General features: G+C 41.1%; 9 protein-coding genes. 3 read left to right on the forward strand and 6 right to left on the reverse strand.

Annotation, left to right across the window (positions count from 1 at the left end; all coding sequences use genetic code 11):
* The gene (locus tag MB380_RS06265; RefSeq protein ID WP_253533938.1) at window positions 1–921 is read right to left on the reverse strand and encodes an FAD:protein FMN transferase; all 921 of its coding nucleotides are present in this window, start codon (window positions 919–921) and stop codon (window positions 1–3) included.
* A 4-nt stretch (window positions 922–925) separates the two neighbouring features.
* Entirely contained in the window at window positions 926–1,624 is a 699-nt protein-coding gene (locus tag MB380_RS06270) for a hypothetical protein (protein WP_253533939.1), read from the reverse strand.
* Between the two features lie 138 nt (window positions 1,625–1,762).
* Between MB380_RS06270 and MB380_RS06275 the strand changes: the two genes are divergently transcribed.
* Window positions 1,763–2,107, forward strand: a complete 345-nt coding sequence (locus tag MB380_RS06275) for a hypothetical protein (protein WP_253533940.1) — start codon at window positions 1,763–1,765, stop codon at window positions 2,105–2,107.
* 31 nt (window positions 2,108–2,138) lie between these two features.
* On the opposite strand, the gene murC is transcribed toward MB380_RS06275, so the two are convergent.
* Window positions 2,139–3,611, reverse strand: a complete 1,473-nt coding sequence (murC, locus tag MB380_RS06280; RefSeq protein WP_253533941.1) for a UDP-N-acetylmuramate--L-alanine ligase — start codon at window positions 3,609–3,611, stop codon at window positions 2,139–2,141.
* A 234-nt stretch (window positions 3,612–3,845) separates the two neighbouring features.
* On the opposite strand from murC, the gene MB380_RS06285 reads away from it, so the two are divergent.
* Entirely contained in the window at window positions 3,846–5,330 is a 1,485-nt protein-coding gene (locus MB380_RS06285) for an arginine decarboxylase (protein ID WP_253533942.1), read from the forward strand.
* 223 nt (window positions 5,331–5,553) lie between these two features.
* On the opposite strand, the gene MB380_RS06290 is transcribed toward MB380_RS06285, so the two are convergent.
* A complete protein-coding gene (locus MB380_RS06290) occupies window positions 5,554–6,075 on the reverse strand; it encodes an HAD-IIIA family hydrolase (protein WP_101725357.1) in 522 nt (173 codons plus the stop codon).
* A gap of 155 nt (window positions 6,076–6,230) precedes the next feature.
* Between MB380_RS06290 and MB380_RS06295 the strand changes: the two genes are divergently transcribed.
* A complete protein-coding gene (locus MB380_RS06295) occupies window positions 6,231–7,094 on the forward strand; it encodes a sterol desaturase family protein (protein WP_253533943.1) in 864 nt (287 codons plus the stop codon).
* Between the two features lie 158 nt (window positions 7,095–7,252).
* On the opposite strand, the gene MB380_RS06300 is transcribed toward MB380_RS06295, so the two are convergent.
* Window positions 7,253–10,561 (reverse strand): carboxypeptidase regulatory-like domain-containing protein, encoded by a 3,309-nt coding sequence (locus MB380_RS06300; protein WP_253533944.1) that lies wholly within the window; start codon window positions 10,559–10,561, stop codon window positions 7,253–7,255.
* Between the two features lie 216 nt (window positions 10,562–10,777).
* The gene (locus MB380_RS06305; protein WP_253535539.1) at window positions 10,778–11,992 is read right to left on the reverse strand and encodes a bifunctional 3,4-dihydroxy-2-butanone-4-phosphate synthase/GTP cyclohydrolase II; all 1,215 of its coding nucleotides are present in this window, start codon (window positions 11,990–11,992) and stop codon (window positions 10,778–10,780) included.
* Window positions 11,993–12,114 lie beyond the last annotated feature (122 nt).

Genomic DNA, 12,114 nt, shown 5'->3' on the forward strand with positions numbered 1-12,114 from the left:
TTAGAAAACCCTTGCCTTTAATTTTCTGGCCAGTTTTTGTCCTTGTTCATTATTCATCAGATATATTCCTTTCGAAAGCCACTCAGAGCTGGTGCCGTCTTTGGTAATAACCGTAATCTGTTTAGGTTCTGTTGTGCCTATTCCGGTTTTGGGGTCTAGTATGTGCGAATATTTCCTGCCATCAATTTCAACAAACTGGTATTTGTCTCCTGAAGTTGAAATCCCGCAGTTTTTCAGGTAGTAATCCTCATTGTTGATGGTAACTTTCCAGCCTTTTTCTTTTGGCGGAGCAGCAGAGACCACAATGTTGCCTCCTGCTTCAATCATGGCAGAGCGGATACCCTCTGTTTTAAGCGTCTGCATCATTTCATCTTCTGCATAGCCTTTACCAATGCCTCCAAAATCAATCCTCATGCCTTTTTTCTTTAACATAACAGTCTTTTCCTGTTTATGAAGTACTATGTTTTCAATGCCAACTTTTGCACGGGCTTCTTCAATCAGCTTATCGGTCGGCAATTGTTGCTGGCGTTTCATACGGCGCCACAGTTGTGTCATAGGCCCAATGGTTATATCAAAATAGCCATCGGTAAGGCGGGCTGCCTTTATTGACGCTTGTGTGATGCGCCATAAATCGTTGCTGACTTTTACAAAAGCGCCAGAGCCGGATGTGCGGCAAAGGGTATTTATTTCGCTGTCTTCGCGGTAGTCGCTCAATATAATATTAAGGGTATCTAACCGGATAAACGCCTTTTGAGATGCCCTGAGTGCCTGAGTAGAATCGGCGGCATACAGCACAATTCTGAACATGGTACCCATTTGCGGATGTGTAAATTCATAGCGGTTTTGCGCTTGGGCATAACTGCAAAAAAAGAGGAATAAGCCCAGCAGGCTATTCCTCTTTTTATAAAATATTTCAGGCATTGTTTTACTTAATTTCAAACAGGCTGTCTGCCAGGTTAGTATTTACAGTAATTTTATCAACTTTCAGTTCCAACTGAGCCATTCCTAAATCCTGATTCAGTTTATATGGCATTTTTACACCGCTTACGTCTTTGTAGTCGCTGAAATCAGTAATAATGGTTTGAGAACCCATCGGAGTTTCGGCAGTAAGTGATTGACGCACCTTCAGGCCGGTAGTAGCATCATAATATTCGGTCATTTTAACTGCTCCTATTGTAACCTCAATTTTGTGGGCATCTGCATTGTTGATTTTTTCTTTACCAACATAGTTCAGTTTGGCTCCAAGGCTGGTATATTCTGCCTCAGGCGCTATATATGCCTGCATGGCTACCGCTTTTACTTTTTCAGGGTCAGTAATATCTTCTGAGCCTTGCATACCAGAGGCACGCACTTTGGTGCCATCATACACCTGTTTCTGAACTTCTCCCATACCCACTACGCTGATGGCTTGCAGAAATTTACCGGGTGATTTTTTTTGCACCACTACTTCAAGGCTTGCACCTTGTACTTCACCGGTCAGGTTCATGGTTATATCTTTCAGTTTTGATATAGCTTCTTTGCCACCGATAGCCTTTACATAGTTATTAATAATGTCTTCGGCTGTTTGGGCAAAAGATAAGGTGCTAATCAGAAATGCCGATACGAAAAAGCTTACTTTTTTCATTGATTGGTTTAGTTAATGGGTTTAAATGTTGCCGTAAAGGTGTGAAAGGATTGGATAGTTTCCTAATTATTTTGTGATAATCGGCTTTAAATGCTCGAAAATTAACATAAATGGCTGATGAAAAATAGAATGTTTCTAATGAACAAAATACTTCTTATTTTTGACCCGATGATTATTATTAAAGGAATACCATTCAGTAGAATAAACGGAATTACGCTTTTTCCGTTTATAATTGTCAGACCCCGGAACCCGGATAAGGTCCTGATTAATCATGAGTGGATACATATACGCCAGCAACTGGAATTGTTAGTGATACCGTTTTATATCTGGTATGTTGCCGAGTGGGTGTATCATTATTTACGATGTGGCGAATGGTGGACAGCCTACAGAAGAATCGGTTTTGAGAAAGAGGCCTACGCCAACCAGGAAGACTTAAATTACCTGAAGACCAGAAAAGCCTGGGCGTTTTTGAAATACAGGTAGAGGCAACCAGGAGTGCCTCTACCTGCAGGTATTATTCTGAATCAAATACTTTTTTGAATTGCGAAAGCAGACCTGACCACGAATTAGATTCTTTACTCTGCGATATTACCTTTACCTTCGGAAACTCTTCTTTTACCTCTTTTTCAAGAATCCTCTTGGTGAGTTCCGGCAAAACCAGTCCGCCAAATGTGCCAGACGACATCATTAACAGGTTAGTCTGAAACCAGTTTTGCTCAAGCAGGTAATCAACTATCTGCTCTCGCTCTGTAAATACCAGCAGGTTTTCGTCGCCAAAGGCCTTCTTTATTTCATCTGCTGAAATTGCCGGTAGACGCTTCATTTCTAAAGTATGAGGCGAGTAGAAAACCACAGCCACATCGGCATCGTTCATTGTGCCTTCATACTGTGGTAGAAAATCTTTGTTCAGGCTGCTAAATGTATGTAGTTCATAGCAGGCTATAAGCCGGCGATTATTGTACAGCATTTTGGTGGCATTGGTAGTAGCCTTCAGTTTAGACGGCGCATGCGCAAAGTCTCTGAATACAAGCGTATTGGCATTTTCGCCGAGTTTTTCTAAACGTTTAGATGCTCCCTTAAAATGCTGAATAGCCTCATAAAACTGTTCGTCTGAAATCCCCAGGCGGTCTAGTATGAGTCTGGCGCCATTGAGATTTTTCATGTTGTGTTCGCCAAAAATCTCAAGAGGCACTTCTGTTTTTCCTACCAATAGCACGCATTTACCGTTCTCAACCTTATAAGGGTGTGCTTTGTACGGCAGTTTAGCTACATCGGCACGGTCTTTTTCACCAATTACTTTGGCTATATCGTCGGTTTCATCATACACAATAGCTCCGGCTTTGGGCAGGCCGTCTGCCAGTTCTTCAAAAGTGCTTACATAACTATCAAAAGTTTTGAAAACATTGAAGTGGTCCCAGGCAATACCGCTGATAAGCGCCACGTGCGGATGATAGAATAAGAATTTAGATTTGAGATGTATTTTTGACTCCGGATACTCGTCACCTTCAATAATAATAACCGGCGAGTCGTCGTTCAGGTCTACCATAATGTCAAAACCTTCAATCTGAGCTCCTACCAGATAGTCAAACTTTCTATTATGGTATTTTAAAACGTGTAAAATAATACTGGTAATGCTTGTTTTGCCATGACTACCCGCAATTACAACCCTTAGTTTATTTAGGCTTTGTTCATAAATATATTCCGGGAACGAATACACCTTCAGGCCGAGTTCCTGGGCTTTTGCCAACTCGGGGTTATCTGCAAAAGCATGCATTCCTAATATGACAGCGTCTAGATCTTTCGTTATTTTTTCAGGAAACCACCCTAATTCAGCTGGTAAGATACCGGCAGCAGCCAGGCGGCTTTTTGAAGGGTCGTTTATTTCATCGTCTGAACCGGTTACGATATATCCTTTTTTTTGTAGCGCAAGGGCCAGGTTGTGCATCACAGCGCCACCTATAGCGATAAAGTGAATTTTTTGGCTCATTTATAATTAGTATTTCACAAACCCAGACGTTTTCAAGAACCTGTCTTCGGGGGTTTCAGGTGATAATTGCAAAAAATAAAAGTAATAAAAAAATATGAACCACAGGTATTAAAACTGTGTTACAAATATCAGTTGCAAAGTTGTTAAATTTATATCACATTTGCACACTATTTTAGTCAGAGATAGGCTTTATCATTACAAAACCTTTAAAAATTTTATGCATTTTACTTAGAGATGAAACGTTACATAGACCTAATAGAACAAACTTTTGAATTTCCGACGCGGGAATTCGGTGTTGATGAAGAACATACACTGATGTTTAATAACGTACCACTGATGGATATTATTAAGCAGTATGGCACTCCTCTCAAAATCAGTTATTTACCCAAAATTTCAGAGCATGTAGAAAACGCAAAGCTGCTTTTCAGAAATGCCATGAAAAAATATAATTACAAAGGAAGCTATACCTATTGTTACTGTACGAAATCATCGCATTTCAAGTTTGTTATAGAAACGGCTCTTAAAAGTAACGTTCACCTTGAAACCTCTTCTGCATTTGACATTGACATCATCAGGTCGTTGTATGAAGAAGAGAAAATCAATGAAAATACCTATATAATATGCAATGGTTATAAAAGACCAAAGTATTTGGACGGTATATCGGCGCTGCATAACGACGGCTTTGTAAATTGTATTCCGATTCTGGACAACCTGAAAGAGATTGACTATTATCTTCAGAACTCTAAGGCAGAAACAGTAAATCTGGGTATAAGAATTGCTACAGATGAAGAACCCAACTTTGCTTTTTATACATCAAGGCTGGGGGTTAGGTATAGCGACATCAATGATTTGTATAAGGATAAAATAAAGCCCAATCCTAATTTCAAGTTAAAAATGCTGCATTTCTTTATCAATGCAGGTATAAAAGATAACGCCTACTATTGGTCTGAGCTGACACGCTTTATGTTTAAATACTGCGAAATGAAGAAGATGTGCCCCGACCTTGATTCGATAGACATTGGAGGGGGGCTGCCAATTCAGACCTCGCTGGTGTTTAATTATGATTATCAGGCAATGATTGACGAAATTATTGAAAATATTCAGTGGATTTGTAATAAAAATAATGTTCCTGTACCCCATATTTTTACGGAGTTCGGGAGTTATACAGTAGGCGAAAGCGGCGCAGTTATTTACAAGGTAATTGATAAAAAACAACAGAATGACCGTGAGTTGTGGTACATGATTGACGGCTCATTTATTACTCAGCTGCCTGACTCTTGGGGTATTGGCCAGAAGTACATCATGATGCCTGTTAACAACTGGGACAGCCCCTATGAAAAGGTAAATCTGGGCGGGTTAACCTGCGACTCCCAGGATTTTTATAATACAGAAGCACACTCAGAAGATTTGTATCTGCCCATTTTTGATATTGAGAACGAAGACCAGTATATAGGGTTTTTCCATACAGGCGCCTATCAGGAATCGCTGGGTGGTTATGGGGGTATTCAGCACTGCCTGATTCCGGCTCCACAGCACGTGCTGGTGAATCTGGATGCTGAGGGAAATATTACTACCGAACTCTTTGCAGATGAACAGGAAAGCAACTCAATGATGGAAATACTGGGGTATAAGTCTCGCAAAAAGAAAGAGACCCACACCATACCGGGTAACGGAGCTGCAAAAAAGAATAAGAAAACAGCAGAAGATGCGCTTGTATAAAATAAACTGAGGATTTAAGCGTTTTGTTTAGAACTGATATGTAATACAAAATGAAGGCTAAAGTACTCATTCTTTTTCTTTTAGCAGGTGCATTGATGGCCTCGTGCCGCCGTCAGCAATGCCCGGCATACGGTAAAACTACCCCAAAGAGTGTAGCTGAGAAAAGCCATTGTTAATAGCAGAGGTGGTTTATGGTTAAGGTCATAAACCACCTCAAATATTATCAGGCCGGGTTTTCGGTTATAAATTTTGATGCCTCAAGAAGATTACTGAAACTGTAATCGGCCAGTTGGGTATTTTCCTTACCTGTGGCAATATGTATAGTTTTTACTCCTGCTTTTATTCCTGCCTTTACATCTCTTTCGGCATCGCCGATCATGTAAGAGTGCGCTGCATCAATATTATATTTTGCCATGGCTTTTTCAAGCATAAGAGAATCTGGTTTGCGAAGTAACGACTCAGAAGTATATTGTGGATGATGCGCACAGAAGTAAATATCGTCAATAACACCGCCACATTGGCTTTGTAAAAAATCATAGCAATTCATTACGTCTTCACGGCTATAAAGTCCTTTGGCAATACCTGCCTGATTAGTTATTACAATAAGCAGGTACCCGGCGTTTTTCAACAGATTTAATCCGTCTACAACGCCTTCAGGTATAATATAATCTTCTAGTTTATAAACATAATCTACCTTGTCTTCATTGAGTACTCCGTCTCTGTCAAGGAAAATGCACTTTTGCATACAGGCTAATTAGGTTAGTAATGTGTGAATAGTTAATATTACAAATTAAAGAAAAAATATAATAAATTGTAGCCAATATTTTGTAAAAATTTTATTTCTGGCTAAATTTCTTCGGCTTTAGATTTTAACTCTACCTACTTATCAATTGTTGATTTATGGAAAACATAATTGAGTATTTCAGAACAATTCCTTCGTCGCATCGCAGTGCCATACTCGTAGGAGGGATTGCCTTCTTCTGGCTGATTGAAAGTGCTGTGCCGCTTTTCAGCTTTAAATATAACAAAATTAAGCATGCCGGTATTAATATATTCTTTACGCTTACTACGGTTGTTATTAATTTTGTTCTTGCGTTTATACTCCTCAAATCTTCAGACTGGGCCGTTGCCAATCATTTCGGAGTTTTACAATGGTTACCTGAAATGCCGTTATGGTTGTACACTGTGCTTGGACTAATGCTTCTCGACCTGATTAGTGCATGGTTTGTGCATTGGGCAGAGCATAAGGTAAAATGGATGTGGCGGTTTCATCTGGTTCATCATACAGATACTCATGTAGACACCACCTCGGCTAACAGGCATCATCCCGGCGAAAGTGTCTTCAGGTTCATATTTACTACAGTGGGGGTTGTGCTTGCCGGAGCGCCCATGTGGATGGTCTTCATGTATCAGTCTATATCAGTACTATTATCACAGTTTAACCATGCCAATATCGTGATACCCAAATGGCTCGATAACGCCATGAGCTGGGTGCTGGTGTCGCCGGATATGCATAAAGTACATCATCATTATGTTCAGCCTTATACAGATTCTAATTACGGAAATATATTTTCGATTTGGGACAGGCTCTTAGGTACTTTCAAGACGCTCGACCGCACCAAACTGGTGTATGGTATAGATACGCACATGAAACCTGAAGAGAACGACCGCCTGGGCAGTTTACTGAAAATTCCTTTCCAGGCCTACCGACCACCGGTTGGGGCAAAATTCAGTGACGATGAGGTTTCAGAAATATCAGGTTAATGACGCTTTACAATGCACACCGTTATCCTGCCGGCCGGGGCAGGATTTTTTTTGCTCATGTAAGTGTATTACAATGGATGTAATGGAGTCTTCTTAAAAGGAAAAATCCTGCTTCTTTCGAGGCAGGATTTTCCTTTATTTCTGGTATTCGTTTAATCTTAGTTAAAGATGTAACGAAGGGTTAACTGTGCATTCCAAACATCAGTTGCTGAGCTTCTTGATTGGAAAGTATCTTTCAATAACTCAGTTTTGGTAGTAATCGTTTTACCATCTGTGGTTCTTGATGTTTGCGTGTTTAATCTGTATTGAGGTGTACCGTCTGTTGTAACACTAGCAAAAGCAAGAGGCGATGCGTTGCTTACAAATTTACCAATACCCCAATTTCCGTTAAGCAGGTTACCAAAGTTCTGGATATCAGCTCTGATCTGGAAAGTGTTACGTTTACCTTTAACGTTCACGAAGAACTCCTGAATGTACGACAAGTCGAACTGATGTAACCAAGGTAGGATAGCACCGTTACGCTCAACATATTTGCCACGCATTTTGCTCAGGTAAGGATCCTGGTCAATAAATTTATCGAAAGCCGCTGCTTGCTGCTCGGCAGTATAGGTAGTACCGCTTACAGTAGTGTTAACGAATCTTAAATCGGAGGCTTTAAGAGGTACAAACAGGAGATCATTACCTGCAATACCATCGCCGTTCATATCACCTGCAATTGTGTAAGAGTAACGGCCTGTACCGGTGCCACCAACATAACCTAATGAAACCTGGCTTGCACCACCAAACTTACCACCGTACTCAATTCTGTAGCTGGCAGTACCTACTAATCTGTGAGGTATGTCGTTGTCGCTGTATGATAAACCAAGTTTGTTGTTACCATTTATACTTCTGGCACCTGTAAACGAACCAGAGGCAATTGAACCGGCACTCATCAGGTCACGGGTTTTTGCATAAGTATAGGCAAACATGGCGTAGAAGCCTTTTGTCCATGGTCTTTCAAGTTTGAAAGTCAACATTACGTTTTCACCTGCATTTTTGCTTGTAAGAATCGCTGCACGAGATACGTTATCGTTAATACGGATAGCATTATTAAGATTTGAACCGGTTAAGCCAGAACCCGGGAAACGGTCACGGGTATCAGGGCCGTTGAATTTACCAGTGGCTGTTTCAAGGTTAGCATCAAAATACAATACCGAGTTAAGGAATTTATTGTAGATGAAATCTACCGACCCAACTAAACCAAATGGAAGTTTCTGGTCAACAGCAAGGTTTGTTTTCCAAACCTGCGGGAATTTGTAATTGGCGTCTGTAGCGGCAATATCAAACGTAGAAGGCAACGTTGGCGTTGGAGGTGTATAAACGCTTGCATCTTTAACAAACGGGAATGCAGAGGTATTACGTTGGTCTATAAAACCTGTCAGGATACCATTGTTACCAATCTGGTTAGATACGAATACATACGGTGGGCGGCCTGTGAAAATACCTGTACCACCACGTACCTGCGTACTGCGGTTGCCGGTAACATCCCAGTTAAAGCCTACGCGTGGTTCCCAAAGAATTTTGGCATCTGGTAAAGTACCTGTGTTAACCTTGTAAGAAGCGCCATCCATATTTTTGTATGTCTGGGCAGATATAACAGAATTTTCAAGAGCTGTATTTCCAAAAGCAATAACGCTGGCTCTAACACCATAAGTTAGCTTGAAAGTACGCGACACCTGGTATTCATCCTGAGCGTATAAGTCAAACTTATTAACTTTCAATACCTGCAATGGATCAGCGCCACCAGGTAAAGCTGAGTAACGATACTGGAACATATTAGCTACAACGCTGTTGTCGCCGTTCATGGCTTTTCTGAAATCGTCTAAAGAGTTGTAAACCCACACCCCGTTAGAAGCCGGGAAGAACAAGTTATTTGATTTGTAGTTCTCGTAGTTGGTACCAAAAGTAAGCGTGTGCTTGTTTTTGAAAAGCGTAAAGTTATCAGTGATATGGAATGTACCATAGTTTAGCTTATTACTAGGCGTAAACGGGTCGAAACCAACTGAAATATAAGTGGCATTGTTATTCAGGATGTCAATGGTAGGGAACATAGACCCGGCGTAAGCGCGGTCTTCATTCTGGTGGTCATAGCCAATAATGAAGTTATTTGCAGCTTTACCGCCAAAAGTTGAGTTCAACTCACCAACAATAGAGCGGGTGTTATCCTGAATAAAATAACCAGAGTTTTTGAACGACAATGAGTTGGCTGTTATACGGTTACCAAAACCAGCAGATGAACTATTGCTGATAGTTACGTAGTCTTGTGAGTTATGGAAAGTATAACGTACAGTAGCTTTGTGTTTATCGTTTATGTTGTAGTCTAAACGGGCAAGAAACTTATCTGAAGATGTTTCGTCATCATAGTTTTCGTATGGGCCTGTTTCATAACCGAATTTCTGTTTAACCAATGCGCTAACTTCTTCAATATCGGCTTTTTCAACACGTGTAGGGTTACCGGCGTTAGACCCTTTGGCTACAAATGCTGAGGCAGGTACAGTTCTTCTCTGGAACTCGCCATTCACGAAAATAAACAATTTGTTTTTGATGATAGGAGCACCTACACGGAAACCTAAAACTTTCTCGTCGAAAGTACCTGAAGTTACCGGGAAGCCTTCCGCTTTTGTACCAACAAAAGTTTTGCTGTTGTTACGGAAACTGTGATAAACCGATCCTGTTACTTCGTTTGTACCTGAGCGTGTTACGGCGTTCAGACCAGCACCTACGAAACCAGACTGGCGAACATCAAACGGAGCAACGTTGATTTGTACCTCTTCAATGGCATCAAGAGAGATGGCGGTAGAGTTGGTACGGCCACCGGCTTGCGCTTCAGAGCCAAGACCAAAACCATTGTTGAAAACCGAACCGTCAACAGTAAAGTTATTCAAACGGCTGTCCTGACCACCAAAAGAACGCCCGTTACCTTGCGGGTTGTATTTGGTGAAGTCGTTTATTGAGCGGCTACCGATGGTTGGTAATGATTGTAGAGCTTGTTTACTGATGGTAGTAGAGGCACCGGTTCTGTCAGAGCTGAAAATGTCACTCCGGCTTGAAGTAATTTTAATTTCGTCAAGAATCGTTCCTTCGTCGCTTAACGATGCGTCTACGTTGGCAGCTGAACCCAGACTGGCAATAATGCCTTCTTTTACTAGGTCTTTAAAGCCAACAAAAGTAAAAGTTACTTTATAAGGTCCACCGATACGTACGGCTGGAATAGTGTAACGGCCGGTTGCGTTAGTTACGGTTCCGTATTTTGTACCTGAGGGTACGTGCACTGCAACTACAGTTGCACCGGGTAGGCCATCGCCCTTGGTGTCAGTAACCAAACCTGTAATAGATGAGGTTGTAACCTGAGCAAAGCCTTGAAACGCAAATAGAATTCCAACAAGGAGACTAAACGCTCCTCGCAAAAAAGTAGATTTTTGCATCATGTTTTTTTTGGAGTTAGAAATGTTCGAAGTAAAATTCATCAAGCAGATTATATTGCCTTGACAAAGGTCTTAAAAATTTTCCCTAAAAAAAACAAGCACCCATGTGTTTTCTTTACATAAGTGCTTGATATTAAATATTTTGTAAAATATTTAATGAAAATTATTGATTAAGTACTATTTTTCAGTATTAAGAAATTGTTATGCACGCCTAATATTTTAAGCGCCCATAATCTTATGCCCCATTTTATCGCGTTTGGTTTGCAGGTATTTTTCGTTGTAGGGGTTAGAAGAAATCTCTATGGCTATGTTCTCAACAATTTCGAGCCCGTATCCTATTAAACCTGCTCTTTTTTTCGGATTATTAGATATAAGTTTGATTTTTTTAACGCCTAAGTCCCGTAGAATCTGGGCTCCTACACCGTAGTCCCGTTCATCCATTTTAAAGCCAAGCTCAAGATTTGCTTCTACGGTGTCTCTTCCCATTTCCTGCAATTTATACGATTTCAGTTTGTTCAGCAGCCCTATGCCACGGCCTTCCTGATTCATATACAATACAATGCCTTTGCCGTTTTTCTGAACCATATCCATAGCGGCATGTAACTGAGGCCCGCAGTCGCAGCGGCAAGAACCGAAAATGTCTCCGGTAACGCATGACGAGTGAACCCGCACCATAACTGGTTCGTCCGGCTCCCAGGTGCCTTTAATTAAGGCCAGATGCAACTGCTCATTATCAAGCTGGCGATAGGCAATCATATCAAAGTAACCGTGCTCGGTAGGCATTTGAACACCAATTTCTCTTTTAATGAGTGATTCTTTCTGAAGGCGATACTCAATTAAATCTTTGATGCTTATCAGTTTTAGCTGAAATTTATCTGCAATTTCACGTAGTTCGGGTAGTCTGGCCATTGTGCCATCTTCATTCAAAATCTCTATTAAAACACCAACGGGGCTGAGTCCTGCCAGTGTAGCCAGGTCAATGGCAGCCTCAGTATGGCCAGATCTTCTGATAACCCCGCCGTCTACCCCTTTCAACGGGAAAATATGCCCCGGTCGCCCGAAATCCTCAGGCTTAGTTGCCGGGTCTACCAGCGCCTGAATGGTTTTGGCGCGGTCGCTGGCTGATATGCCTGTGGTACAACCGTTGCCCAGTAAATCAATTGAGACGGTAAACGCTGTTTCGTGTTGTGCTGTGTTTTTACCGACCATCATGCTTAGCTGAAGTTCATCGCAGCGTTTGGCTGTTATGGGTGTGCACATCAGCCCGCGGCCTTCTTTTATCATGAAATTTACCATTTCGGGGGTAATCTTCTCGGCAGCACAAATAAAGTCTCCTTCGTTTTCGCGGTCTTCGTCGTCTACTACTATAATTATCTTTCCATTGCGTATATCCTCAATGGCATCTTCTATTCGGTCTAACTTCATTCTATTAATAATATTACTGTTTTTGATTCTAAAACAGTTTGTATGTTGAAAACGTTTGTAAATGTACGAGTTTTCAATAAAATGTCGATACGTCATCTTTACGGGCTGTCAGGTATGCCTACCTTTTGGCG

The organism is Emticicia sp. 21SJ11W-3 (assembly GCF_024138715.1).
Taxonomy (GTDB): Bacteria; Bacteroidota; Bacteroidia; order Cytophagales; family Spirosomataceae; genus Emticicia; species Emticicia fluvialis.